The sequence below is a fragment of the Klebsiella quasivariicola genome, assembly GCF_002269255.1.
Taxonomy (GTDB): domain Bacteria; phylum Pseudomonadota; class Gammaproteobacteria; order Enterobacterales; family Enterobacteriaceae; genus Klebsiella; species Klebsiella quasivariicola.
Map to the genome: position 1 here is coordinate 2,288,835 of NZ_CP022823.1, position 24,815 is coordinate 2,313,649.

25 protein-coding genes, 1 pseudogene and 1 other annotated feature are annotated in these 24,815 nt (G+C 52.7%); of the genes and pseudogenes, 18 read left to right on the forward strand and 8 right to left on the reverse strand.

Annotated elements, in window-relative coordinates:
• Positions 1-114: 114 nt before the first annotated feature.
• Complete coding sequence (gene adhE, locus B8P98_RS11415; protein ID WP_025712019.1) at positions 115-2,790, reverse strand: bifunctional acetaldehyde-CoA/alcohol dehydrogenase; 2,676 nt, start codon at positions 2,788-2,790, stop codon at positions 115-117.
• Between the two features lie 77 nt (positions 2,791-2,867).
• Between adhE and B8P98_RS30865 the strand changes: the two genes are divergently transcribed.
• The 8 genes from B8P98_RS30865 (at position 2,868) to B8P98_RS11450 (ending at position 11,126) form a co-directional block, all read left to right on the forward strand.
• Positions 2,868-3,035 (forward strand): hypothetical protein, encoded by a 168-nt coding sequence (locus B8P98_RS30865; protein WP_051459233.1) that lies wholly within the window; start codon positions 2,868-2,870, stop codon positions 3,033-3,035.
• Positions 3,036-3,266: 231 nt separating this feature from the next.
• Positions 3,267-3,914 carry a YchE family NAAT transporter gene (locus B8P98_RS11420; protein ID WP_025712020.1) on the forward strand — a complete coding sequence of 216 codons (648 nt, stop codon included), beginning with the start codon at positions 3,267-3,269 and terminating at the stop codon, positions 3,912-3,914.
• 740 nt (positions 3,915-4,654) lie between these two features.
• A complete protein-coding gene (gene oppA / locus B8P98_RS11425; protein ID WP_025712022.1) occupies positions 4,655-6,289 on the forward strand; it encodes an oligopeptide ABC transporter substrate-binding protein OppA in 1,635 nt (544 codons plus the stop codon).
• 85 nt (positions 6,290-6,374) lie between these two features.
• Positions 6,375-7,295 (forward strand): oligopeptide ABC transporter permease OppB, encoded by a 921-nt coding sequence (gene oppB / locus B8P98_RS11430; RefSeq protein WP_080896702.1) that lies wholly within the window; start codon positions 6,375-6,377, stop codon positions 7,293-7,295.
• Positions 7,296-7,309: 14 nt separating this feature from the next.
• Positions 7,310-8,218 (forward strand): oligopeptide ABC transporter permease OppC, encoded by a 909-nt coding sequence (oppC, locus tag B8P98_RS11435; protein ID WP_025712024.1) that lies wholly within the window; start codon positions 7,310-7,312, stop codon positions 8,216-8,218.
• Between the two features lie 11 nt (positions 8,219-8,229).
• Positions 8,230-9,243, forward strand: a complete 1,014-nt coding sequence (gene oppD, locus B8P98_RS11440) for an ABC transporter ATP-binding protein (protein ID WP_004151853.1) — start codon at positions 8,230-8,232, stop codon at positions 9,241-9,243.
• Positions 9,240-10,244 carry a murein tripeptide/oligopeptide ABC transporter ATP-binding protein OppF gene (gene oppF / locus B8P98_RS11445; protein ID WP_025712025.1) on the forward strand — a complete coding sequence of 335 codons (1,005 nt, stop codon included), beginning with the start codon at positions 9,240-9,242 and terminating at the stop codon, positions 10,242-10,244. The genes oppD and oppF overlap by 4 nt, the downstream gene beginning before the upstream one ends.
• Before the next feature lie 54 nt (positions 10,245-10,298).
• Complete coding sequence (locus B8P98_RS11450; RefSeq protein WP_025712026.1) at positions 10,299-11,126, forward strand: ion transporter; 828 nt, start codon at positions 10,299-10,301, stop codon at positions 11,124-11,126.
• Between the two features lie 70 nt (positions 11,127-11,196).
• Here B8P98_RS11450 and B8P98_RS11455 read toward each other — a convergent pair whose 3' ends face one another.
• Complete coding sequence (locus B8P98_RS11455; RefSeq protein ID WP_002910079.1) at positions 11,197-11,526, reverse strand: HI1450 family dsDNA-mimic protein; 330 nt, start codon at positions 11,524-11,526, stop codon at positions 11,197-11,199.
• Between the two features lie 34 nt (positions 11,527-11,560).
• Positions 11,561-13,021 carry a cardiolipin synthase gene (cls, locus tag B8P98_RS11460; protein WP_004203158.1) on the reverse strand — a complete coding sequence of 487 codons (1,461 nt, stop codon included), beginning with the start codon at positions 13,019-13,021 and terminating at the stop codon, positions 11,561-11,563.
• A gap of 143 nt (positions 13,022-13,164) precedes the next feature.
• Here cls and B8P98_RS30455 point away from each other — a divergent pair, with 143 nt between their 5' ends.
• Positions 13,165-13,338, forward strand: coding sequence for a YciY family protein (locus B8P98_RS30455; RefSeq protein ID WP_132312360.1), 174 nt, complete (start codon positions 13,165-13,167; stop codon positions 13,336-13,338).
• Between the two features lie 224 nt (positions 13,339-13,562).
• Here the strand turns inward: B8P98_RS30455 and B8P98_RS11470 are convergent.
• A pseudogene (locus B8P98_RS11470) lies at positions 13,563-14,211 on the reverse strand (YceI family protein).
• A gap of 492 nt (positions 14,212-14,703) precedes the next feature.
• A complete protein-coding gene (locus B8P98_RS11475; RefSeq protein WP_002910042.1) occupies positions 14,704-15,000 on the reverse strand; it encodes a YciI family protein in 297 nt (98 codons plus the stop codon).
• Positions 15,001-15,210: 210 nt separating this feature from the next.
• On the opposite strand from B8P98_RS11475, the gene tonB reads away from it, so the two are divergent.
• Positions 15,211-15,957 carry a TonB system transport protein TonB gene (tonB, locus tag B8P98_RS11480; RefSeq protein ID WP_025712029.1) on the forward strand — a complete coding sequence of 249 codons (747 nt, stop codon included), beginning with the start codon at positions 15,211-15,213 and terminating at the stop codon, positions 15,955-15,957.
• Positions 15,958-16,002: 45 nt separating this feature from the next.
• Here the strand turns inward: tonB and B8P98_RS11485 are convergent, their stop codons facing one another.
• The 3 genes from B8P98_RS11485 to pfkB all read right to left on the reverse strand — a co-directional run bounded on the left by B8P98_RS11485 (position 16,003) and on the right by pfkB (position 18,291).
• Positions 16,003-16,875: a fructosamine kinase family protein gene (locus B8P98_RS11485; RefSeq protein WP_080896703.1), complete on the reverse strand. Its 873-nt coding sequence runs from the start codon at positions 16,873-16,875 to the stop codon at positions 16,003-16,005.
• A gap of 105 nt (positions 16,876-16,980) precedes the next feature.
• Entirely contained in the window at positions 16,981-17,265 is a 285-nt protein-coding gene (gene ghoS / locus B8P98_RS11490; RefSeq protein WP_080896704.1) for a type V toxin-antitoxin system endoribonuclease antitoxin GhoS, read from the reverse strand.
• A gap of 93 nt (positions 17,266-17,358) precedes the next feature.
• Positions 17,359-18,291: a 6-phosphofructokinase II gene (gene pfkB, locus B8P98_RS11495; RefSeq protein ID WP_025712032.1), complete on the reverse strand. Its 933-nt coding sequence runs from the start codon at positions 18,289-18,291 to the stop codon at positions 17,359-17,361.
• Positions 18,292-18,646: 355 nt separating this feature from the next.
• On the opposite strand from pfkB, the gene B8P98_RS11500 reads away from it, so the two are divergent.
• The 8 genes from B8P98_RS11500 to pheS all read left to right on the forward strand — a co-directional run bounded on the left by B8P98_RS11500 (position 18,647) and on the right by pheS (position 24,803).
• Complete coding sequence (locus B8P98_RS11500) at positions 18,647-19,405, forward strand: DUF481 domain-containing protein (protein ID WP_025712033.1); 759 nt, start codon at positions 18,647-18,649, stop codon at positions 19,403-19,405.
• 270 nt (positions 19,406-19,675) lie between these two features.
• On the forward strand, positions 19,676-19,909 hold the full coding sequence (locus tag B8P98_RS11505) for a YdgH/BhsA/McbA family protein (protein ID WP_025712034.1): 234 nt from the start codon (positions 19,676-19,678) through the stop codon (positions 19,907-19,909).
• Positions 19,910-20,341: 432 nt separating this feature from the next.
• Positions 20,342-22,270 (forward strand): threonine--tRNA ligase, encoded by a 1,929-nt coding sequence (thrS, locus tag B8P98_RS11510; protein WP_025712035.1) that lies wholly within the window; start codon positions 20,342-20,344, stop codon positions 22,268-22,270.
• Between the two features lie 3 nt (positions 22,271-22,273).
• A complete protein-coding gene (gene infC, locus B8P98_RS11515; protein WP_004189469.1) occupies positions 22,274-22,816 on the forward strand; it encodes a translation initiation factor IF-3 in 543 nt (180 codons plus the stop codon).
• Between the two features lie 92 nt (positions 22,817-22,908).
• Positions 22,909-23,106 (forward strand): 50S ribosomal protein L35, encoded by a 198-nt coding sequence (gene rpmI / locus B8P98_RS11520; protein WP_001124225.1) that lies wholly within the window; start codon positions 22,909-22,911, stop codon positions 23,104-23,106.
• A 50-nt stretch (positions 23,107-23,156) separates the two neighbouring features.
• On the forward strand, positions 23,157-23,513 hold the full coding sequence (gene rplT, locus B8P98_RS11525) for a 50S ribosomal protein L20 (protein WP_000124850.1): 357 nt from the start codon (positions 23,157-23,159) through the stop codon (positions 23,511-23,513).
• Between the two features lie 118 nt (positions 23,514-23,631).
• Positions 23,632-23,756: a sequence feature (Phe leader region), on the forward strand.
• Positions 23,637-23,681 carry a pheST operon leader peptide PheM gene (gene pheM, locus B8P98_RS30460; protein ID WP_001386830.1) on the forward strand — a complete coding sequence of 15 codons (45 nt, stop codon included), beginning with the start codon at positions 23,637-23,639 and terminating at the stop codon, positions 23,679-23,681. Its footprint overlaps the feature before it by 45 nt.
• Positions 23,757-23,819: 63 nt before the next feature.
• Entirely contained in the window at positions 23,820-24,803 is a 984-nt protein-coding gene (pheS, locus tag B8P98_RS11530; protein ID WP_002909105.1) for a phenylalanine--tRNA ligase subunit alpha, read from the forward strand.
• Positions 24,804-24,815: the final 12 nt, after the last annotated feature.

Genomic DNA, 24,815 nt, shown 5'->3' on the forward strand with positions numbered 1-24,815 from the left:
TTTTTGCCTGCGATAAGCCAGCCAGCGGCTACTTTGTGGTAAAACCGTGGCTGATGACTGGCATAAAAAAAGCCCCATCCGAGGATGAGGCTTTTAGCGTATTTACGCTGTCGATTAAGCGGATTTTTTCGCTTTTTTCTCAGCTTTAACCGGAGCGACTTCTGCTTTCACCCCAGCTTCGCCTTCGACGAATTCGCGGCCATAGTAGGTATCCAGCAGAATCTGTTTCAGTTCGGAGATCAGCGGGTAGCGCGGGTTAGCGCCGGTGCACTGGTCGTCGAATGCATCTTCAGACAGCTTATCAACGTGGGCCAGGAAGTCAGCTTCCTGAACGCCAGCTTCGCGGATAGATTTCGGAATACCCAGCTCAGCTTTAATGCTTTCCAGCCATGCCAGCAGTTTCTCGATTTTCGCTGCGGTACGGTCGCCCGGTGCGGACAGACCCAGGTGGTCAGCGATTTCGGCGTAACGACGACGAGCCTGCGGACGGTCGTACTGGCTGAATGCGGTCTGCTTGGTCGGATTGTCATTCGCGTTGTAGCGGATAACGTTGCAGATCAGCAGGGCGTTGGCCAGACCGTGCGGAATATGGAACTGGGAACCCAGTTTGTGCGCCATGGAGTGACACACGCCGAGGAAGGCGTTCGCAAACGCGATACCGGCGATAGTTGCGGCACTGTGTACACGTTCACGGGCAACCGGGTTTTTGGAACCTTCGTGGTAAGAGGCCGGCAGGTACTCTTTCAGCAGTTTCAGAGCCTGCAGAGCCTGGCCGTCAGAGAACTCAGAAGCCAGTACGGAAACGTAAGCTTCCAGGGCGTGAGTGACGGCATCCAGACCACCGAACGCACACAGGGACTTCGGCATATCCATGACCAGGTTGGCGTCAACAATGGCCATATCCGGCGTCAGGGCATAGTCTGCCAGCGGATATTTCTGACCTGTTGCGTCATCGGTTACCACAGCAAACGGTGTCACTTCAGAACCGGTACCGGAGGTAGTGGTGATCGCCACCATCTTCGCTTTAACACCCATTTTCGGGAACTTGTAGATACGTTTACGGATATCCATAAAGCGCAGCGCCAGTTCTTCGAAGTGCGTTTCCGGATGTTCGTACATGACCCACATGATTTTCGCGGCATCCATCGGGGAACCACCACCCAGCGCGATGATCACGTCTGGTTTAAAGGAGTTCGCCAGGTCGGCACCTTTACGTACGATAGTCAGCGTCGGGTCAGCTTCAACTTCGAAGAAGACTTCAGTTTCAACACCCGCTGCTTTCAGTACGGAAGTGATCTGATCGGCATAGCCGTTGTTGAACAGGAAGCGGTCAGTCACGATCAGCGCGCGTTTGTGACCATCAGTAATCACTTCATCCAGTGCGATTGGCAGAGAGCCACGACGGAAGTAGATCGATTTCGGAAGTTTGTGCCACAACATGTTTTCAGCTCGCTTAGCAACGGTTTTCTTGTTGATCAGGTGTTTCGGACCAACGTTTTCAGAGATGGAGTTACCACCCCAGGAACCACAACCCAGAGTCAGGGAAGGCGCGAGTTTGAAGTTGTACAGGTCACCGATACCACCCTGAGATGCTGGGGTGTTGATCAGGATACGTGCGGTTTTCATCATCTGGCCAAAGTAAGCCACGCGAGCCGGCTGGTTATCCTGGTCGGTGTACAGGCAAGAGGTGTGACCGATACCGCCCATGGCAACCAGTTTTTCCGCTTTGGCTACTGCATCTTCGAAATCTTTCGCACGGTACATAGCCAGCGTCGGCGACAGTTTTTCGTGAGCAAACGGTTCGCTTTCGTCAACGTTGGTCACTTCACCGATCAGAATTTTGGTGGAGGCCGGAACAGTAAAGCCTGCCAGTTCAGCGATTTTCGCCGCTGGCTGACCAACGATAGCGGCGTTCAGCGCGCCATTTTTCAGAATGATATCCTGAACAGCTTTCAGTTCTTTACCTTGCAGCAGGTAACCGCCGTGGCTGGCGAAACGTTCGCGAACCGCGTCATAAACAGAATCAACCACAACAACAGACTGCTCAGAAGCACAGATAACGCCGTTATCGAAGGTTTTAGACATCAGTACGGATGCTACGGCGCGTTTGATGTCTGCAGTTTCATCGATTACTACCGGCGTGTTACCGGCACCAACACCGATAGCAGGTTTACCGGAGCTGTATGCTGCTTTCACCATGCCTGGACCACCGGTCGCGAGGATCAGGTTGATGTCCGGGTGGTGCATCAGGGCGTTAGACAGCTCAACAGACGGCTGATCGATCCAGCCAATCAGGTCTTTTGGCGCACCGGCAGCGATGGCAGCCTGCAGCACGATGTCAGCGGCTTTGTTGGTGGCTTCTTTAGCACGCGGATGCGGAGAGAAGATGATGGCGTTACGGGTCTTCAGGCTAATGAGCGATTTGAAGATGGCTGTGGAAGTCGGGTTAGTGGTCGGTACGATACCGCAAATGATACCGATAGGTTCAGCGATAGTGATGGTACCAAAAGTGTCGTCTTCTGACAGGACGCCACAGGTCTTTTCATCTTTATAGGCGTTGTAGATATATTCAGAAGCGAAGTGGTTTTTGATCACTTTGTCTTCTACGATACCCATTCCGGATTCGGCAACGGCCATTTTAGCGAGAGGGATTCGAGCATCTGCGGCGGCCAGAGCGGCTGCACGGAAGATTTTGTCGACTTGTTCTTGAGTGAAACTGGCATATTCACGCTGGGCTTTCTTGACACGCTCAACAAGCGCGTTCAGTTCAGCGATATTAGTAACAGCCATAATGCTCTCCTGATAATGTTAAACTTTTTTAGTAAATCAGTTGCTCGATTCGACATTATAGACAGGCTGTTAACAGCTTGCATGTAAATGTTTATGTAGAAAAATCAGGGTGCTGTTTTACCGATTTACTAAAAAAGCTTTGTCTCTTTCTCTGTCAGGTACTGCTGCCTTCCACTCTGTTGGTGTCATCAAGATTACTCACTTCTGAGTACAAAATACGTGATTTAGATCAAATATTGGCGTAGCTGATACCTTTCAGCTGGCTGCTTTTTAACCGATTCAATCAAGTGTAATGGGAGGGTTTTGAAATTAAAGAAATAGTTAGCATTAAATACACATATATCCAACATTCGATACATATCACCGGGTTATGCATATTTATAATGAATATTGCAGGCAAAAAGCGTATGTTTCGCGCAGTTATCTTATGCTGATAACAGTCAACCGCCAATTTTGATGATGCTGCGGAGCCCAATGTGACTCAATCTTTGTTCGATTTTTCTGCATATTTTAAATTTTTCATCGGCTTATTTGCGTTGGTCAACCCGGTCGGCATTATTCCGGTGTTCATTAGTATGACGAGCTACCAACCGGCAGCAGTGCGGAATAAGACCAATCTGACGGCTAACCTGTCGGTGGCGATCATCCTTCTGACATCATTGTTTCTGGGGGATGGCATTCTGCAAATTTTTGGTATTTCCATCGATTCCTTCCGCATCGCTGGTGGGATCCTGGTGGTCACTATTGCGATGTCGATGATAAGCGGCAAGCTCGGTGAAGATAAACAGAACAAGCAGGAGAAGTCAGAGACGGCGGTTCGGGAGAGTATCGGTGTCGTGCCGCTTGCGCTACCGCTAATGGCCGGGCCGGGGGCAATCAGTTCCACCATCGTTTGGGGAACCCGCTATCACTCATGGGTGCACCTGCTCGGCTTTTCTCTGGCGATTGCCGTTTTTGCCCTCTGCTGCTGGGGCATATTCCGTATGGCGCCCTGGCTGGTGCGTCTGTTAGGGCAAACGGGGATTAACGTCATCACTCGTATCATGGGCTTGCTGCTGATGGCGCTCGGTATCGAGTTCATTGTGACCGGTATTAAAGCTCTTTTCCCGGGGCTGCTTAACTAGTTATTCGCCATGCAGGCGTGACGGTTCGCGTTCACGCCTGCGCGATTATTAGCAAAACCTATTGATGAAAGCGAATTCCGCTGCCGGGATAATGTTTTGCAATGATGTCTGTAATTTCATATTTTTCATTTACATATGAAACATTTCTCTTTGTCTTCTGCTCGCGCTTTTCCCCACGGAGATGTTATTTTCCTCACATCATTCTCTGGCACTTGCTGTCGGATCATTGAAATGATATTAGTAATTTTAACAAGGCTGTAGATGAATGTGCTAAAAAGTAACCTTTTGTTAAATTTTTGTACAAAAAACCATCTTTTTGCCTGATCCCGTTCTGCTGGTCGCTGCAAATATCATATTTATATGATTAATAATGATATTTTTATATTTATGGCATGTGGCAACACCCTGTGTCGATAGCAAAACGGGCAATAAAAGAGAATCCGGTAACATATTTGCAAATTGCATTGGCGGAGGTGTTTACCTTTTGATACTTTCCGCCGTTATCGTCTGCTGAATGATATGCGTAAATGAGAATTATTTTTAATTAACTCATTTCGCCAGAACGACCCTCCAGCGAGGGCAACGAATCGACGTCAAGACTGCCAATCGAGCGGTCGTAATAAATAAGTCGGTGATAGCAATCTGCCAACCGCAAACTCCTGCGTTGGACAGATCCCGAAAACGGGGAAAAACAGGCTGGTTAAAAAACCAGTAATTATAATGACTGGAGTTACAACACAATGACCATCATCACTAAAAAACGTTTGATCGCCGCGGGAGTGCTATCCGCACTGATCGCCGGCAATATGGCTATGGCAGCGGATGTCCCGGCCGGTGTGCAGTTGGCAGATAAGCAAACGCTGGTGCGAAATAGCGGCGCCGAGCCGCAATCGCTGGACCCGAATAAAATTGAAGGGGTCCCCGAGGCGAATATTAGCCGCGATCTGTTCGAAGGTTTGTTGAATACCTCGCCGAAAGATGGCCACCCGATCCCTGGGGTGGCGGAGAGCTGGGATAATAAAGATTTTAAAGTCTGGACCTTCCATCTGCGTAAAGATGCAAAATGGTCTAACGGCGAGCCGGTGACTGCCCAGGACTTCGTTTATAGCTGGCAGCGTCTGGTGGACCCGAAAACAGCGTCTCCCTATGCCAGCTACCCGCAGTATGGTCATATCCTCAATGTTGACGAAATCATCGACGGCAAGAAAGCGCCAGGCGAGCTGGGCGTAAAAGCCATTGATGACCACACCCTGGAAGTCACTCTCAGCGAGCCGGTTCCCTATTTTTACAAACTGCTGGTTAACCCGGCGATGTCTCCTGTCTACAAACCGGCCATTGAAAAATTTGGCGAGAAGTGGACACAGCCTGGCAATATCGTCACCAATGGCGCGTATACTCTGAAAGACTGGGTGGTCAACGAACGTATTGTCATGGAGCGCAACCCGCACTACTGGGATAATGCCAAAACCGTTATCAACACCGTGACCTGGCTGCCGACCTCTTCCGAAGTGACCTATGTTAACCGCTATCGCAGTGGTGAACTGGACATGACCTATAACCAGCTGCCGATCGAACTCTTCCAGAAGCTGAAAAAAGAGATCCCCAACGAGCTGCACGTTGACCCGTATCTGTGTACCTATTATTACGAAATCAACAACCAGAAAGCGCCGTTCACCGACGTACGCGTGCGTACCGCGCTGAAGCTGGGTCTGGACCGCGACATCATTGCTAACAAGGTGAAAGGTCAGGGCGATCTGCCGGCCTATGGTTACACGCCGCCGTATACCGATGGCGCGAAACTGAGCGAGCCGGAATGGTTTACCTGGTCGCAGGAAAAACGTAATGAAGAAGCGAAGAAACTGCTGGCCGAAGCCGGCTATACCGCAGATAAACCGTTAACCTTCAACCTGCTGTATAACACCTCTGATCTGCACAAGAAGCTGGCGATTGCCGCCGCCTCGCTGTGGCGTAAAAACCTGGGCATTGACGTGAAGCTGGTCAATCAGGAGTGGAAAACGTTCCTCGATACTCGTCATCAGGGCACCTATGACGTGGCGCGCGCGGGCTGGTGCGCCGACTATAACGAGCCAACCTCCTTCCTGAACACCATGCTCTCTGACAGCTCAATGAATACCGCGCACTATAAGAGCCCGGCGTTCGATAAAATTATGGCTGAATCCGTAAAAGCGTCAGATGAAGCGCAGCGCACGGCAGCCTATGCGAAAGCGGAACAGCAGCTGGACAAAGACAGCGCGATCGTACCGGTCTATTACTACGTCAACGCCCGCCTGGTGAAACCGTGGGTAGGGGGCTACACCGGTAAAGACCCGATGGATAACGTCTATACCAAAGATCTTTACGTTATCAAACATTAATGGCAATACGTGGAGCGGGTCTTTGCTCGCTCCATCGTGTCTTATTTGAGAGCAGTGCAAAGGCACACGCCAGAAGGTACGGGCAATGTTAAAATTTATCTTACGTCGCTGTCTGGAAGCGATTCCGACGCTATTTATTCTTATTACCATCTCATTCTTCATGATGCGTCTGGCTCCGGGAAGTCCTTTTACCGGGGAACGTACGCTACCGCCTGAAGTCATGGCGAATATTGAAGCAAAATACCATTTAAACGATCCCATCATGACGCAGTACTTCAATTATCTGAAGCAGCTGGCGCATGGCGATTTTGGTCCCTCCTTTAAATACAAAGATTATTCGGTCAACGATCTGGTGGCGGCCAGCTTCCCGGTGTCGGCGAAACTGGGCTTCGCTGCCTTTTTCCTGGCGGTGGTGATCGGTGTTGCCGCCGGGGTGATAGCCGCTCTGAAGCAAAATACCCGCTGGGACTATGCCGTGATGGGGGTAGCCATGACCGGCGTGGTTATCCCGAGCTTTGTGGTGGCGCCGCTGCTGGTGATGATCTTTGCTATTACGCTGCACTGGCTACCGGGCGGCGGCTGGAACGGTGGGGCGCTGAAATTTATGATCCTGCCGATGGTGGCGCTCTCTCTGGCTTATATCGCCAGTATTGCGCGTATCACTCGCGGCTCGATGATTGAAGTCCTGCACTCTAACTTTATCCGCACCGCGCGGGCGAAAGGGCTGCCGATGCGCCGCATTATTTTCCGCCATGCGCTGAAGCCGGCATTGCTGCCGGTGCTCTCCTATATGGGGCCGGCTTTCGTGGGCATCATTACCGGCTCAATGGTCATCGAAACCATTTACGGCCTGCCGGGGATCGGTCAGCTGTTCGTTAACGGGGCACTTAACCGCGACTACTCGCTGGTGCTGAGTCTGACTATCCTGGTGGGCGCCCTGACTATCCTGTTCAACGCCATCGTTGACGTGCTGTACGCCGTTATCGATCCGAAGATTCGCTACTGAAGCCGGAGTTCGCCATGATGTTAAGTAAGAAAAATAGCGAGGCGCTGGAAAACTTCAGTGAGAAGCTGGAAGTGGAAGGGCGCAGCCTCTGGCAGGACGCGCGTCGCCGCTTTATGCATAACCGCGCTGCGGTGACCAGCCTGATTATGCTGGTGCTTATTGCACTGTTCGTTACCCTGGCGCCGATGGTGTCGTCGTTCTCCTACTTCGATACCGACTGGGGCATGATGTCTAACCCCCCGGATATGGCCTCAGGCCACTACTTCGGAACTGACTCCTCCGGACGCGATCTGCTGGTGCGCGTGGCGATCGGCGGACGTATTTCGCTGATGGTCGGGGTGGCCGCGGCGCTGGTAGCAGTGATCCTCGGCACGCTCTATGGTTCGCTTTCCGGTTATCTCGGCGGCAAAGTAGATTCGGTGATGATGCGTCTGCTGGAGATCCTCAACTCCTTCCCGTTTATGTTCTTCGTTATCCTGCTGGTCACCTTTTTTGGTCAGAACATTCTGTTGATCTTCGTGGCCATCGGCATGGTTTCCTGGCTGGATATGGCGCGTATCGTGCGCGGACAGACCTTGAGCCTGAAGCGTAAAGAGTTTATCGAAGCCGCGCAGGTCGGTGGCGTCTCCACGGCCAGCATCGTGCTGCGCCATATCGTCCCCAACGTGCTGGGGGTGGTGGTGGTATATGCCTCGCTGCTGGTTCCCAGCATGATCCTTTTCGAATCCTTCCTCAGCTTTCTCGGACTGGGAACGCAAGAGCCGCTCAGCAGCTGGGGAGCCTTGCTCAGCGATGGCGCTAACTCCATGGAAGTCTCGCCCTGGCTGCTGCTGTTCCCGGCAGGTTTCCTGGTGGTGACCCTGTTTTGTTTTAACTTTATCGGCGATGGTCTGCGTGATGCCCTCGACCCGAAAGACCGCTAAGGAGCGCTGCCATGACTATGATTGAAACGGCAAAGGCGCCGCAAGCGCAGAGTCACAGCGGCCTGCTGCTGGACGTGAAAGATCTTCGCGTCACCTTTAAAACGCCGGATGGCGATGTCACCGCCGTCAATGACCTGAACTTCACCCTGCAGGCGGGCGAGACGCTTGGCATTGTGGGCGAATCTGGCTCCGGTAAATCGCAAACCGCCTTCGCCCTGATGGGACTGCTGGCGGCCAACGGCCGTATCGGAGGATCCGCCACCTTTAACGGTCGGCAAATCCTGAATCTGCCGGAGCGCGAGCTGAATAAACTGCGCGCCGAGCAAATCTCAATGATTTTCCAGGATCCGATGACCTCTCTTAACCCGTATATGCGGGTGGGCGAGCAGCTCATGGAAGTCCTGATGTTGCACAAAGGACTGAGCAAAGCCGAGGCGTTTGAAGAGTCGGTGAAGATGCTCGATGCGGTAAAAATGCCGGAAGCGCGTAAGCGCATGAAGATGTTCCCGCATGAATTCTCCGGCGGGATGCGCCAGCGCGTGATGATTGCCATGGCGCTGCTGTGCCGGCCGCGGCTGCTGATCGCGGATGAACCCACCACCGCGCTGGACGTCACCGTGCAAGCGCAGATCATGACGCTGTTGAATGAGCTTAAACGCGAATTCAATACGGCCATCATCATGATCACCCACGACCTCGGGGTGGTAGCGGGGATCTGCGATAAAGTGCTGGTGATGTACGCCGGGCGCACCATGGAGTACGGTCAGGCGCGCGATGTTTTCTATCAACCGTCGCATCCATACTCCATTGGCCTGTTGAATGCAGTTCCTCGTCTGGATGCCGAGGGCGATGCGTTGTTAACTATCCCTGGCAACCCGCCAAACCTGCTGCGATTGCCGAAAGGCTGTCCATTCCAGCCGCGCTGCCCGCACGCCATGGAGCAGTGCAGCAGCGCACCGCCGCTGGAGTCGTTCGCGCCAGGCCGCCTGCGCGCCTGCTTTAAACCGGTGGGGGATCTGCTATGAACGCCGTAACTGAACAACGAAAAGTCCTGCTCGAGATTGCCGACCTGAAGGTGCACTTCGATATCAAAGATGGCAAACAGTGGTTCTGGCAGCCGTCGAAAACGCTGAAAGCGGTGGATGGCGTGACGCTGCGTCTTTATGAGGGGGAAACCCTCGGCGTGGTGGGGGAGTCCGGCTGCGGTAAATCAACCTTCGCCCGCGCCATTATTGGCCTGGTGAAAGCGACCGATGGCAAAGTGGCCTGGTTGGGTAAAGATCTGCTGGGCATGAAGCCGGAAGAGTGGCGCGAGGTGCGTAGCGATATTCAGATGATCTTCCAGGATCCGCTGGCTTCGCTGAACCCGCGCATGACTATCGGCGAAATTATCGCCGAACCGCTGCGTACCTATCATCCGAAGATGCCCCGTCAGGAAGTGCGCGATCGCGTCAAAGCAATGATGATGAAGGTCGGGCTGCTGCCGAACCTGATCAACCGTTATCCGCATGAGTTCTCCGGCGGTCAGTGCCAGCGCATCGGTATCGCGCGGGCGTTAATTCTTGAGCCAAAGCTGATTATCTGCGATGAACCAGTCTCCGCGCTTGATGTGTCGATTCAGGCGCAGGTGGTCAATCTGCTGCAGCAGTTGCAGCGTGAAATGGGGCTGTCGCTGATATTTATTGCCCACGATCTGGCGGTGGTTAAACATATCTCCGATCGCGTCCTGGTGATGTATCTGGGTCATGCGGTGGAGCTGGGCACTTACGACGAGGTGTACCACAATCCGCTGCATCCCTACACCAAAGCGCTGATGTCGGCGGTGCCGATCCCCGACCCGGACCTCGAGAAAACCAAAACCATCCAGTTGCTGGAGGGGGAGTTACCTTCACCCATTAACCCGCCGTCGGGCTGTGTCTTCCGCACCCGCTGCCCGCTTGCCGGGCCAGAGTGCGCCAAAACCCGCCCGGTGCTGGAGGGCAGTTTCCGCCATGCGGTTTCCTGCCTGAAGGTAGACCCGTTATAATCTCAGGGGCTGACGCAGGTCAGCCCTTTTCTTTGCGAGGTTAACGAAGTGGGTATGCTTTCTGCCGCTCGTCTGCGGCTTTATCATTTACTTTTCGATCAGAACCGACGTTCCGGCCGCCGCTTTGAAGGACTGTGCGGACTTTTCGCTTTGCTCAGCGTGCTGGTGATATTTATCGAATCGGGGCTGGGCACGCAATATCATCTGACATTAGACGAATGGCATATTTTTGTCTGGCTGGAGCTGCTGGTGACCGCGGTCTTTACCGTAGAGTACCTGCTGCGTATCGCCACCTGGCCCAATCCGCTCCACTATATTTTCAGCTTTTGGGGGTTGATTGATCTGGCGACGATTCTACCGCTGTACGTAATGTGGCTATGGCCGGAGATTAGCCTGAATTATGTCTTTGCCTGGCGAGCAATGCGGGCGATCCGCGCGCTGCGTATCCTCAAACTGTTGCGCTTTATGCCTTCGCTGAACGTATTCTGGCGGGCTATCGTCAGCGCCCGCCATCAGCTGATTCTGTTCTATTCGTTTATTGCCATTGTGATGGTCATTTTTGGCTCGCTCATGTATCTGATTGAAGGACCACAATACGGCTTTACCACACTCAATGCCTCGGTCTACTGGGCCATTGTGACCATCACCACCGTCGGCTACGGCGATATTACCCCGCACACTCCACTGGGCCGCATTCTGGCCTCAATACTCATCCTGATTGGCTATTCCATCATCGCTATTCCGACCGGGCTCATCACTACCCATATGACCAGCGCCCTGAACCGTCGGCGTCAGCATCGCTTATGCCCGCAGTGCCGGCAGGGTGAACATGATGATAACGCCCGTTTTTGCCACGCCTGCGGTCATGCGTTACCGAAGTAAGCTGGTGGCATAAAACATAAAAAAAGCCTGCCGGGAAGACCGCGGCAGGCTTTTACTCAGGCGATGAGCGTTATTCACGCCACAGAATATGACACAGCTTATGATCTTTTTCGCGGCACAGAAGCACGCGGGCGAAGATATCATTGATTTCCCCACCGTCGGTATCCGCCAGGCCAATCACCACTTCAGCGAAGAAATCCGGGTTCAGATCGTAATCCACATGCTCTTCCCAGTCTGCGGAAGGGTCAAACAGCTCGGCACCGCCGCGCTCCTCAAACTGCAGGTTAAACAGAATGATGTCCGCCGGGTCGAGGTTATCGGCCGCCAGTTCGAGAAAGATATCGTAAGCCTGCTCAAGCGTTTCGTCTTCAGTCAGGCGGTTGTTTAAATCCATATCCATGATTGCTACTCATTCGGTATCTGATGGGCACGTTTTACAGCAACGGACTGAAGAAGTAAAACAGTCGCTCGGCGATCCGCTGCCACAGGGGACGTTTTAACCAGCGACGGGCATCCAGCAGGCGCGAGCGCGAGATATAGTCATCCTGAACCGCCGCCAGATCGCTGCCGAAACCGGCGTCATCGATGACCAGCGTGATCTCGAAGTTGAGCCACAGGCTGCGCATATCCAGGTTGACGGTTCCCACCAGGCTCAGTTCGCCATCGACCAGCACGCTCTTGGTATGCAACAGTCCGCCTTCAAACTGATAAATTTTGACCCCGGCGGCCAGCAGCTCGGTGAAAAAGGCCCGGCTGGCCCAGCCCACCAGCAGCGAATCGTTCTTGCGCGGCAAAATAATGCTCACGTCGACACCGCGCTGAGCAGCGGTACAGATCGCGTGCAACAGATCGTCGCTGGGAACGAAGTAGGGCGTAGTCATTATCAGATGCTCTTTCGCCGCGTAGGCGGCGGTGAGGAGCGCCTGATGGATAAGGTCTTCCGGGAAGCCCGGGCCGGAAGCGATAGTGTGGATAGTATGTCCGCTGGCCTCTTCGAACGGCATGATATTGACGTCCGGCGGCGGTGGCAGAATGCGCTTTCCGGTTTCGATTTCCCAGTCGCAGGAGTAGACGATGCCCATGGAAGTAGCCACCGGGCCCTCCATCCGCGCCATCAGGTCAATCCATTGTCCAACCCCCGAGTCCTGTTTAAAGTAGCGCGGATCGACCATATTCATACTGCCGGTGTAGGCGATATAGTTATCGATCATCACCATTTTGCGGTGCTGACGCAGGTCCATCCGGCGCAGGAACACACGCATCAGGTTCACTTTGAGAGCCTCGACCACTTCAATGCCGGCATTGCGCATCATCGCTGCCCATGGGCTGCGGAAAAAAGCCACACTGCCCGCAGAGTCGAGCATTAACCGGCAGTGAACCCCACGGCGGGCGGCCGCCATCAGCGACTCGGCGACGCTGTCGGCCATGCCGCCGGGCTGCCAGATATAAAAGACCATCTCTATATTGTGACGGGCCAGCTGAATATCGCGGATCAGAGCCTGCATCACGTCATCAGATTCCGTCAGCAATTGCAGCTGGTTGCCTTTGACGCCACCAATCCCCTGACGCCGTTCGCATAGCTTGAACAGGGATTCGGCCACCGGGCTGTTATCTTCCGCGAAGATATGTTTGCAGGCCTTGAGGTCGTTTAACCACTTGGCCGTGGAGGGCCACATCGCTCTGGCGCGTTCAGCCCGGCGTTTGCCCAAATGCAGTTCACCGAAGGAGAGATAGGCGATGATCCCCACCAGCGGCAGGATATAAATGATCAACAGCCATGCCATAGCGGACGGGACAGCGCGGCGTTTCATTAGAATTCGTAATGTTACACCGGCGATCAACAGCCAGTACCCCAGAATGACCAGCCAGTTCACCACCGTGTAAAAGGTTGTCATAGATGTAAAATCCTTTTGAATGACGTTATGTGATGAGTTTACGCATCAGTATTTTTCTGGCAAATAAAAACGCAGCGAAAGCGGTAGTCAGTTGCTGGCAGAGGTTTATAATGGAGGCTGTTTTCACTCGTAGAGTCGTTGCAATGAAGCGTAGTAGAACGGAAGTAGGGCGCTGGCGCATGCTGAGACAGGTGAATCGCCGTAAAGCGCGCTGGCTGGAAGCCCAATCGCGCCGCAATATGCGGATCCTTGCTATCAGGAAGGGACTGGTAAAACGGCAGCGCCATGCTCTGCTGTTTATCTTCCCCGAGAGTTAAGCAAGCTGACAGACGGCACCGCACGCGGTGCCGTAGCCGTTTCCCTCTCCGCCAGATCTCTATTTATGCTATACATGCTTAGTGATTATCTGCAGAGCCTGTTCCTGTCGCGATATCCACTAACCGATAAACAGCATGGACTGATATTCAAAACCTGTGTTGATTTTACATTGCCTGCGGAATATCAGTCTTCAATAAAATCACGCCATCACCCGAGCGTAAACTTATTGGGCGTAGGCTTCAGTGGATAACGTGATGGTCACGTTATCACTCACCGCCGGTACATATTTATCCAGTTTGAAGTCGGAACGTTTAATGACCCCGGTGGCATCAAATCCAATGGCCTGCTTTTTGACCATAGGATGCATATCCTGCTTATTGAGCGTTGCATGTAGTACGACGGGTTTAGTAATGCCTTTAATGGTCAGATTACCTTCAACATCATATTTATTGCCGCCTTTACTTACTACACGGGTGCTCTGGAAAGTGGCCTCAGGAAATGTTTTGACATCGAAGTAGTCTTTGCCTAAAAATTCATCTGTTAATGCCTTGACGTGAGTGTCGATAGTTTTCACCGGCAGAGTAACATTCACAGAGGATTTCTCAGGGCTCTCTTTATCAAAAGAAAGTTTTCCTGAAACATCAGATATATAGGCGGTGGGATTAGAAAAACCAAAATGGTTCCAGGCAATAACAACCGAAGTATGCTGCGGATCGAGGCTATATTCCGTAGCAGCAGCCTGGGAAAGCGGGATATATAAGGCAAGCAGAGAAAATAATGCGGTTTTTTTCAGAGCGTTCACAAAAGAGGTCCTCAGCATGTTCAAGTACATGAATGGTAGCCCATAAAAAGACCATCGTTATTGAAAATATTTGTTATTCCTTTTCAAATTTTTTAATCGATTTTACTTAAAGCTTAATATCTGTCGGTAAGAAACCATTTCGCTGTAATTTTCTCTTTCAACTCTGTTTCGAATTTATTGGGCAATATCAGGATGTGCAGGCATATAAAGCAGGCGATAAATAAAATACATGAACATACATAACAGACGCACATAAGGTTTTTGTCATTCAACTCGCATTGACCAGGCTTGCTTATTCTGAATAAGACCGCGTTACTCTGTCAGAGAACATTCTCAGAGGCCTCTGTCGGACAGCAGGGATGCTCGTACACCTTCATGGAGGGCGGAGGTGTTGGAGCAGGAGAGGGGATGGACCTATTTTCCGGGCATGTCAGGCAGATTACAGCCAACGCTACCGTGCGGTTAAAAAGGGCGACATTTGAATGTCATGTAGCAAAATACGCCCTTTAATCGGGTAGCCTGGTCTGGTTGTGTGGTTAACCAGAACAAAAAAAGGATATTTTCAAAACACTTTTTTGTACGGCTTAACAGAGACCTGGCGGTAGACGCCGGCGGCGATATACGGATCGTCATTGGCCCAGGCCTGAGCCGCTTCCAGCGATTCAAACTCAGCAATCACCGTTGAGCCACTGAATCCCGCTGCGCCCGGTTCGTTGCTGTCAACGGCCGGCATAGGCCCGGCGGTAAGCAGCCGACCTTCATCATGTAAGAGTTGTAAACGCGCAAGATGCGCGGGGCGAACTGACAGCCGCTTTTCCAGAGAATCGGCGATATCTTCAGCGTAGATAACGTAAAGCACGGCAAAGCTCCTTATCAATAAACAGGCGAATTACGTTAAGTGAAACGGCGATGGACTGCAATGCAAAGATGCACATTGGCGTTGAATGCGCTGCCGACGCGGCTTTTTTCTGCAAATGGTGGCAAAAATTGACTCAGGTTAAGACGCCTTATTGAATATGATTGCTATTTGCATTTAAAATCGGACCATCATTTTTCAACAGAAACGACTATGAGCGCAATGACCCTTGATTTACCTCGCCGCTTCCCGTGGCCAACGCTGCTGTCCGTGGCTATCCACGGTGCCGTTGTGGCGGGGCTGCTTTATACCTCGGTACATCAGGTTATTGAACAGCCTTCTCCGACGCAGCCGATAGAGATTACGATGGTGGCGCCGGCCGATCTTGAGCCGCCCCCGGCGGCGCAGCCAGTCGTGGAGCCCGTTGTTGAACCCGAACCTGAGCCTGAACCTGAGGTGGTACCTGAACCACCGAAAGAGGCGCCGGTGGTGATCCATAAACCGGAACCTAAGCCGAAGCCCAAACCTAAACCCAAGCCAAAGCCAGAGAAAAAGGTTGAGCAGCCGAAGCGGGACGTGAAGCCGGCAGCGGAGCCGCGTCCGGCCTCGCCGTTTGAAAACAACAATACGACGCCGGCACGTACCGCACCGAGCACCTCGACCGCAGCGGCCAAACCCACGGTCACTGCCCCAAGCGGCCCGCGGGCGATCAGCCGTGTCCAGCCGACCTATCCGGCACGCGCCCAGGCGCTGCGCATTGAAGGAACGGTGCGGGTGAAGTTTGACGTTACGCCTGATGGTCGCATTGATAATCTGCAGATCCTCTCTGCTCAGCCGGCGAATATGTTCGAGCGCGAAGTGAAAAGCGCGATGCGCAGATGGCGTTATGAGCAGGCAAGACCGGGAACCGGCGTGACAATGACCATCAAATTCCGTCTGAACGGCGTCGAGATTAACTGATAATGAACCACGGCGGACCGGGACGTCCGCCGTGAACATTATTGCCTAACGCGTTTTTTCCATTAATACATCGTCCAGCGCCTGCTGGGCCGTCACCAGGTGCTGGCCACCGAACAAAATCGCCCGGTTCAACAACGTATAGAGCTGATAGATCGGCTGACGGTCGAGAAAACCTGACGGCAGCGGCGAGACGGACTGATAGCCGTCGTAGATCTGCGGGGGCTGCTCCGGATGCATCGGCAACATGGCTAAATCGCACTCACGGTCGCCCCAGTAGCAAGCGGGATCGAAAATATAGGGGCCATCCGGTCCTAAAGCGCAGTTACCTGACCACAGGTCCCCATGCAGCAACGACGGCTGCGGCTGATGGTTGGCCAGTCGCTGCTGTACCACGTCGACTAAGGTATCGATATTGCCAAAGTGCAGGCCTTTCTCCGCCGCCAGCTCCAGCTGCCAGCCGATTCGCTGCTCGGCAAAGAACACCGACCATCGGCGTTGCCAGGCGTTGGGCTGTGGCGTGGTGGAAAGATCGTTATCAAAATCCAGACCGAACTGCGGCTGATCGCTCCACTGATGGAGGTGGGCTAACTGCTGGCCAAGCAGGAATGCATTATGCGCGTCCAGCGGTCGGGGAGGGAGATACTCCATGACCACAAAGCTGTAGTCACGATCGCTGCCGACGGCGAAGACCTGCGGTATGCGAACGGTTTTGCTTCGCGACAGCAGCTCAAGCTGATCGGCCTCGGCGGTGAAGATAGGCAGGAGTTCCCGTTCGTCGCATTTCACGAAGTAATCTTTACCGCCGAAGCGTAAATGCCAGGCGGAATGGATCTCTCCGCCGGGCAGCTCGGTTTTCAGTTCGATTTCAGCGTCATCGGTATGCCAATCGCGTAAAAGAGTACTGATTGCTTGCCACATGCTGTCTCTCCCCATGTTTTCCACCATATCATAAGGTTAGCGCATTACTACCGGGTAAACCTGGAACTGACGCACAACTGACGCTTTCCGTTGCGCTAAACGCACTTATTGAGCTTTTAACCACTCGGCGAATGTGCTGACGGTGATCTCTGCCGGGCGGCCAAGGGCCGATTCCGCCAGCCCTGCGCTGAGGGCCTGCACTTCCTCTGCCTCCTGGGCGCTCAACAGACCAAAGGTGTTAGTACCCAGCTCATGGGGAGTGCCCTCTTCATCATTGAGGGTCAGTACAAACCCGGCGCGGGTAAAATGGTTGCTGACCTCGTTGATCTCCGTCAGCGCCTGCTCGTGGAAGATCACGCTGACGACCCAGGCGGTAATCTCATTGCTCATCTTTACACCCCGTTGTTATGCATGGCCTTTCCAGCATAGACCATCCTGCCAATATCGTGGTTCCCCTCCGCGGCGCGGAGGGGTCGGGGAAGATCAACGCCCGCAGAGATAATCGTAGATTTTTTGCGTATTGGCCTGCGAGCAGAGGCGGGTACCCTGGTTGATGGTCGCGGCGCTACCGGCAGCGACGCCAAAGCGTACCATGTCTTCGAGGCTGGCGTTTTCCGCCAGACGCAGGGTCATGGCGCCCACCATGCTGTCGCCGGCGCCCACGGTGCTCTGACTTTTCATCGGCGGCGGTACCACCTGAACGCTGCCGCTGGCGTCAACACCTAACGCCCCCTGCGGACCGAGTGAAACGACTACCCGACGTACTTTACCGGACTGGATCAATGACTGAGCGGCGAGGCGAACATCATCGGGTTGGCTGAGATCGCGCTGCACAAGGGCGCTAAGCTCTTTCTGGTTCGGTTTCACCAGCTCAATATTACCGACGTCCAGCGCGGCGGCCAGCGCATCACCGGAGCTGTCGATGATGCAGCGCAGCCCCTGCTGTTGCGCATTTTTCACCAGTTGCATCAGGTTTTCCACGCTGATACCTGGCGGCAGGCTGCCGCTGACCACCAGCAGAGAGCCGGGTTCGATGGTCAGGACTTTCTCTTCCAGACGGCGGAATTCATCGTCCGTCAGCGCCGCGCCGGGCATAACGAAGCGATACTGTTCGCCGCTGGCCGCCACGTGGACGTGCAGGTTTTGCCGCGTCCAGTCGCGGGTTTCGACGGTCTCGACCGGAACCTGCTCATCGGCCAGCAGAGCAGCAAGATGCTCGCCGGTGGCGCCGCCAATCGGAAAAATGGCCGTGGCTTTACCGCCAAGAAAGGTCACGGCGCGGGCGACGTTGATCCCGCCACCGCCAGGCTCAAATACCGGGGCGCTGCAGCGGAGTTTCCCTTCCGGGTAGATTTGCGGGGTCTGCGTGGCACTATCCAGCGAGGGGGCCAGCGTGAGCGTATAAATTTTGGTCATTCCTTCTCCTCCTTAATACGGTGACTGTATTTTATTTAAGCATGGCACGATGGCTCAGGGAGGGGAAGTGCCGTTCCTGAGAGATTTGCAAAGAAGCCTCCATTTTCATTATGAAATAAAGATTGTTTCCGGAGCTGTCTTATTCAAAAAACGAAAGAGTAAGTGATTGCTATGTTATTCGTGCTTTTTTATAATTTGCTACCTTTCTTAGGACCTGCACTCCGCGATCCTCGCGAAAGTTTCCGAGACCCTCAGGTCTCTTTTATGTTGTACGGACGCTAAATTCAATGAGCCGGCAAGCTTATGCCTGTTCATCATTTGTACTGTCCTAAAAAATGTATTTTAGAGAGTTATAATGAAGCTTTTAAAGACAGTACCCGCAGCGGTTATGCTGGCGGGGGGGCTTTTTGCGTCTGTTGGCGCATTGGCCGATGATTCTGTATTTACCGTCATGGATGACCCTTCCGCTGCCAAAAAACCGTTCGAAGGGGTGGTTAACGCAGGCTACCTGGCGCAGTCCGGCAACACCAAGAACTCTTCGATGACGGCCGATTCCACCCTGACCTGGTATGGCAATACCACCGCCTGGTCGCTGTGGGGCAACGCCAGCAATACCTCCTCCAACGATGAACGATCCTCAGAAAAATATGCTGTTGGGGGACGTAGCCGTTATAACCTGACCGACATGAACTACGTTTTTGGTCAGGGAAGCTGGCTAACCGACCGCTACAACGGCTATCAGCAGCGCGATGTCCTGACGGCGGGCTATGGTCGGCAGATCCTTAATGGTCCGGTGCACAGTCTGCGGTTTGAATTCGGTCCTGGCGTCCGCTATGACGAGTATACTGACGGGGATACGGACACCCAGCCGCTGGGATACGCCTCCGGCACCTGGGCCTGGCAGATGACTGATAACGCGAAATTTACGCAAGGGGTATCAGTGTTTGGCGCTGAGGACACCACGGTCAACTCTGAGAGCGCATTAAACGTGGCGATTAACGCCCATTTCGCTCTGAAGGTTGCCTACAACGTCACCTGGAACTCCGCGCCGCCTTCGTCTGCGCCGGAACATACCGACCGTCGGACCTCGCTGTCCCTCGGGTATAAAATGTAATATTTTCAGGCCGGCTTTGCCGGCCTGTTCGTTTTAGATTTAACAATAAGTGACATTATTTTTTCTGACCATTTGTTTTAGTTTTTATAAAAACAAATTGTCCTCCATTTTTTCTCCATTATTATCAGCTTTGCTGACAAATATTCATTCTATTTGACACAAAAAGCTAAATATTCGACGGACAAATATGTGATCTGGATCTATACTAACAGACACTAACCGGGTGGTGACGTTATCCGGTATGTCTTCCGTAATAAGAGAATAAACATCATGAAAAAGACACAATTTACCATCGCAGCCCTGGCGCTGTGCGTGCTTTCCTTTGGCGCGTCAGCCGCTACGCCCGTTCCGCCGTCTGGCAACCAGGATCATACGCAGATTGGCATTGCCAAAGCTACCGATGTTGAAGCCGGTTCGAATATTGCCCCCGGTTCCCATACTACCGGACAATCCATGAGCGACGCCTTTAATGTGCATACGCTGGTGGCTGGCGAGTGGTCATAATATTTCCGGTTACGATTTCGCGCTCAGTCTATTAAGCCGGATAAAGTGGTACCGGTTTAACAACCTGCGATAAACATTCAGCTGGCAATATCAACGCGCCTCTTTTATCTCGTCCGAATAATATCGCCCGGCTTCGCTGGCGATTATTACCGCGCCTTAACGGCGGATATTCTGCTTTTTATCCGTGGTCCTCTTGTTTTCTCCGCATTCTGCCATCATTTATGCTGTTGCGGCTTTAATCACGTACCAATGATGTGTAAACTACTCCCCGGTGTTATCAGCAGGCGGCGGCAGCCGGGAACGATCGCGCCGATCGTGCTCCTATTTTCGCAGAGTGAAGCGGGAACTGCGCCTTAACCTGATGATAATTATGATTATATAGTTTTGTATGTGCTCTTTCGTGTGGGGCACCACTGCAAATAAGGACATAAAATGCCTGTAATTACGCTTCCTGATGGCAGCCAACGCCATTTTGACCACGCTGTTAGTCCGATGGATGTTGCGCTGGATATCGGTCCAGGCCTGGCGAAAGCCACCATTGCCGGGCGGGTAAACGGTGAACTGGTAGACGCCTGCGATCCGATCGAAACCGATTCCACTCTCTCTATCATCACCGCGAAAGATGAAGAAGGTCTGGAGATCATTCGTCACTCCTGTGCGCACCTGTTAGGCCATGCCATCAAACAGTTGTGGCCCAATACCAAAATGGCTATCGGCCCGGTTGTCGATAATGGTTTCTACTATGACGTAGACCTCGACCACACCCTGACTCAGGAAGATATCGACGCGCTCGAAAAACGTATGCATGAGCTCGCCGAGAAAAACTACGATGTCATCAAGAAGAAAGTGAGCTGGCACGAAGCACGTGAAACCTTCGTGAAACGCGGCGAAACCTATAAAGTTTCTATTCTTGACGAAAACATTGCCCATGATGACAAGCCTGGCCTGTATCATCATGAAGAATATATCGATATGTGCCGCGGTCCGCACGTACCGAACATGCGCTTCTGCCATCACTTCAAGCTGATGAAAACGGCCGGTGCCTACTGGCGCGGCGACAGCAACAATAAAATGTTGCAGCGTATCTACGGTACCGCGTGGGCTGATAAAAAAGCGCTGAATGCTTATCTCCAGCGTCTGGAAGAAGCCGCCAAGCGTGACCACCGTAAAATCGGTAAGCAGCTCGACCTGTATCATATGCAGGAAGAAGCGCCGGGGATGGTGTTCTGGCACAATGACGGCTGGACTATCTTCCGCGAACTGGAAACTTTCGTTCGCTCTAAACTGAAAGAGTACCAGTATCAGGAAGTGAAAGGCCCGTTCATGATGGACCGTGTGCTGTGGGAAAAAACCGGCCACTGGGACAACTACAAAGATGCGATGTTTACCACCTCTTCTGAGAACCGTGAATACTGCATCAAGCCGATGAACTGCCCGGGTCATGTGCAGATCTTCAACCAGGGACTGAAATCCTACCGCGATCTGCCGCTGCGTATGGCGGAATTCGGTAGCTGTCACCGTAACGAACCATCAGGTGCGCTGCATGGTCTGATGCGTGTTCGCGGCTTTACCCAGGATGATGCGCATATTTTCTGTACTGAAGATCAGGTTCGCGATGAAGTGAACGCCTGTATTCGTATGGTCTACGATATGTACAGCACCTTTGGCTTCGAGAAGATCGTCGTCAAACTGTCTACTCGCCCGGAAAAACGTATCGGTAGCGACGAGACCTGGGATCGCGCGGAAGCGGATCTGGCGGTGGCGCTGGAAGAAAATAACATCCCATTTGAATATCAATTGGGTGAAGGGGCGTTCTACGGCCCGAAAATTGAATTTACCCTGTATGACTGCCTCGATCGTGCATGGCAGTGCGGTACCGTACAGCTGGACTTCTCTCTGCCGCAGCGTTTAAGCGCCTCCTACGTAGGCGAAAACAACGAGCGTCAGGTGCCGGTTATGATTCACCGCGCAATTCTTGGTTCTCTGGAGCGCTTCATTGGCATCCTGACCGAAGAATTTGCCGGCTTCTTCCCAACCTGGATTGCACCAGTGCAGGTAGTAGTCATGAATATTACCGATTCTCAGGCTGAATACGTTAACGAATTGACGCGTAAACTACAAAATGCGGGCATTCGTGTAAAAGCAGACTTGAGAAATGAGAAGATTGGCTTTAAAATCCGCGAGCACACTTTACGTCGTGTCCCGTATATGTTGGTCTGTGGCGACAAAGAGGTTGAGGCCGGCAAAGTGGCCGTGCGCACCCGTCGCGGGAAAGACCTCGGCAGCATGGACGTAAATGAAGTGATCGAGAAGCTGCAACAAGAGATTCGCAGCCGCAGTCTTCAACAACTGGAGGAATAAGGTATTAAAGGCGGAAAACGAGTTCAAACGGCACGTCCGAATCGTATCAATGGCGAGATTCGCGCCCAGGAAGTTCGCTTAACAGGTCTGGAAGGTGAGCAGCTGGGTATTGTGAGTCTGAGAGAAGCTATCGAAAAGGCTGAAGAGGCTGGAGTAGATTTAGTTGAAATCAGCCCTAACGCCGAGCCGCCAGTTTGTCGTATCATGGACTACGGCAAGTTCCTTTATGAAAAGAGTAAGTCTTCTAAGGAACAGAAGAAGAAGCAGAAAGTTATCCAGGTTAAGGAAATTAAATTCCGCCCTGGTACTGATGAAGGTGACTATCAGGTAAAACTCCGCAGCCTGATTCGCTTTCTCGAAGATGGCGATAAGGCCAAGATCACGCTGCGTTTCCGCGGTCGTGAGATGGCCCACCAACAGATCGGTATGGAAGTGCTTAACCGCGTGAAAGACGATCTGGTTGAACTGGCAGTAGTCGAATCCTTCCCAACGAAGATCGAAGGCCGCCAGATGATCATGGTGCTCGCTCCTAAGAAGAAACAGTAAGGCCATCAAGAAACATTTCCGGTGGGCTTCGGCTCACTGGTTTTGTTCGCCTTTGTTTCGTTTATTAACAATGCGAAGTGGAAGTTATTAAAATGCCAAAAATTAAGACCGTACGCGGTGCTGCTAAGCGCTTCAAAAAAACCGGTAAAGGTGGTTTTAAGCACAAGCACGCTAACCTGCGTCACATTCTGACTAAAAAAGCTACCAAGCGTAAACGTCACCTGCGTCCGAAAGCCATGGTTTCCAAAGGCGATCTGGGCCTGGTAATCGCGTGCCTGCCGTACGCATAAGTCGTTAACGTTTAACTTTTTTAACTTAGAATAGATACAGGAGAGCACACATGGCTCGCGTAAAACGTGGTGTAATTGCACGTGCACGTCACAAGAAAATTTTGAAACAAGCTAAAGGCTACTACGGTGCGCGTTCTCGCGTATACCGCGTTGCCTTCCAGGCTGTTATCAAAGCTGGTCAGTACGCTTACCGTGACCGTCGTCAACGTAAACGTCAGTTCCGTCAACTGTGGATTGCACGTATCAACGCAGCAGCACGTCAGAACGGTATTTCTTACAGCAAATTCATCAACGGCCTGAAAAAAGCCTCTGTTGAAATCGACCGTAAGATCCTGGCTGACATCGCTGTATTCGACAAAGTAGCGTTCACCGCTCTGGTCGAAAAAGCGAAAGCAGCTCTGGCATAAGCCAGTTGAAAGAGGGAGCTTGTCTCCCTCTTTTCGTTTCAACACCATCAATACATTGACTTTTATCGGCGCAGGCTTTTCAATACAGGTCTGACGTTTCTTACCAGACAAGGTAATGCAAGCATGAATGCTGCTATTTTCCGCTTCTTTTTTTACTTTAGCACCTGAACTCAGGAGGCTAGCGCGTGAAAGAAGAAACGGAAAACAGCGCCAGAAAGCCTCCCCTGTGGAGGCTTTTTTCGTATATGGATTCGGGATATTAATTTCACTATAACCGGTGTCTGCACCGACATAATGAGGAAAACCATGTCACATCTCGCAGAGCTGGTTGCCAGTGCCAAGGCAGCCATTAACGAGGCATCAGATGTTGCTGCGCTGGACAACGTCCGCGTGGAATACCTGGGTAAAAAAGGGCATCTGACCCTGCAAATGACCACCCTGCGCGAGTTACCGCCGGAAGAGCGTCCGGCAGCCGGTGCGGTCATCAACGAAGCGAAAGAGCAGGTGCAGCAGGCGCTGAACGCGCGCAAAGCTGAACTGGAAGGCGCGGCGCTGAACGCCCGTCTGGCCGCAGAGACCATTGACGTCTCGCTGCCGGGTCGTCGCATCGAAAATGGCGGCCTGCATCCGGTCACCCGCACCATCGACCGTATTGAAAGTTTCTTCGGTGAGCTCGGCTTTACCGTGGCGACGGGCCCGGAAATCGAGGATGATTACCACAACTTCGATGCGCTGAATATTCCGGGTCACCATCCGGCACGCGCTGACCACGACACTTTCTGGTTCGATGCCACTCGCCTGCTGCGCACCCAGACTTCCGGCGTGCAGATCCGCACCATGGAAAACCAGCAGCCGCCTATTCGTATTATCGCGCCGGGCCGCGTCTATCGTAACGACTACGATCAGACCCACACCCCGATGTTCCATCAGATGGAAGGCCTGATCGTTGATAAAAATATCAGCTTCACCAACCTGAAAGGGACGCTGCACGACTTCCTGAACAACTTCTTTGAAGAAGATCTGCAGGTGCGCTTCCGTCCGTCCTACTTCCCGTTCACCGAGCCGTCCGCGGAAGTTGACGTGATGGGTAAAAACGGTAAATGGCTGGAAGTGCTGGGCTGCGGGATGGTACACCCGAACGTGCTGCGTAACGTGGGTATCGACCCGGAAGTCTACTCCGGCTTTGCCTTCGGCATGGGCATGGAGCGTTTGACCATGCTGCGCTATGGCGTCACCGATCTGCGCGCGTTCTTCGAAAACGATCTGCGTTTCCTCAAACAGTTTAAATAAGGGCAGGACAGA

Excerpts from the sequence above, each read along its gene's own strand:
- tonB (WP_025712029.1), top strand. The coding sequence starts at position 15,211 with ATGAGCGCAATGACCCTTGATTTACCTCGCCGCTTCCCGTGGCCAACG.
- B8P98_RS11500 (WP_025712033.1), top strand. The coding sequence starts at position 18,647 with ATGAAGCTTTTAAAGACAGTACCCGCAGCGGTTATGCTGGCGGGGGGG.
- rplT (WP_000124850.1), top strand. The coding sequence starts at position 23,157 with ATGGCTCGCGTAAAACGTGGTGTAATTGCACGTGCACGTCACAAGAAA.
- pheS (WP_002909105.1), top strand. The coding sequence starts at position 23,820 with ATGTCACATCTCGCAGAGCTGGTTGCCAGTGCCAAGGCAGCCATTAAC.
- oppF (WP_025712025.1), top strand. The coding sequence starts at position 9,240 with ATGAACGCCGTAACTGAACAACGAAAAGTCCTGCTCGAGATTGCCGAC.
- B8P98_RS11450 (WP_025712026.1), top strand. The coding sequence starts at position 10,299 with ATGCTTTCTGCCGCTCGTCTGCGGCTTTATCATTTACTTTTCGATCAG.
- B8P98_RS11505 (WP_025712034.1), top strand. The coding sequence starts at position 19,676 with ATGAAAAAGACACAATTTACCATCGCAGCCCTGGCGCTGTGCGTGCTT.
- pfkB (WP_025712032.1), bottom strand. The coding sequence starts at position 18,291 with ATGACCAAAATTTATACGCTCACGCTGGCCCCCTCGCTGGATAGTGCC.
- oppC (WP_025712024.1), top strand. The coding sequence starts at position 7,310 with ATGATGTTAAGTAAGAAAAATAGCGAGGCGCTGGAAAACTTCAGTGAG.
- rpmI (WP_001124225.1), top strand. The coding sequence starts at position 22,909 with ATGCCAAAAATTAAGACCGTACGCGGTGCTGCTAAGCGCTTCAAAAAA.
- thrS (WP_025712035.1), top strand. The coding sequence starts at position 20,342 with ATGCCTGTAATTACGCTTCCTGATGGCAGCCAACGCCATTTTGACCAC.
- B8P98_RS11485 (WP_080896703.1), bottom strand. The coding sequence starts at position 16,875 with ATGTGGCAAGCAATCAGTACTCTTTTACGCGATTGGCATACCGATGAC.
- B8P98_RS30455 (WP_132312360.1), top strand. The coding sequence starts at position 13,165 with ATGAAGCGTAGTAGAACGGAAGTAGGGCGCTGGCGCATGCTGAGACAG.
- oppA (WP_025712022.1), top strand. The coding sequence starts at position 4,655 with ATGACCATCATCACTAAAAAACGTTTGATCGCCGCGGGAGTGCTATCC.
- ghoS (WP_080896704.1), bottom strand. The coding sequence starts at position 17,265 with ATGAGCAATGAGATTACCGCCTGGGTCGTCAGCGTGATCTTCCACGAG.
- B8P98_RS11455 (WP_002910079.1), bottom strand. The coding sequence starts at position 11,526 with ATGGATATGGATTTAAACAACCGCCTGACTGAAGACGAAACGCTTGAG.
- oppD (WP_004151853.1), top strand. The coding sequence starts at position 8,230 with ATGACTATGATTGAAACGGCAAAGGCGCCGCAAGCGCAGAGTCACAGC.
- adhE (WP_025712019.1), bottom strand. The coding sequence starts at position 2,790 with ATGGCTGTTACTAATATCGCTGAACTGAACGCGCTTGTTGAGCGTGTC.
- oppB (WP_080896702.1), top strand. The coding sequence starts at position 6,375 with ATGTTAAAATTTATCTTACGTCGCTGTCTGGAAGCGATTCCGACGCTA.
- cls (WP_004203158.1), bottom strand. The coding sequence starts at position 13,021 with ATGACAACCTTTTACACGGTGGTGAACTGGCTGGTCATTCTGGGGTAC.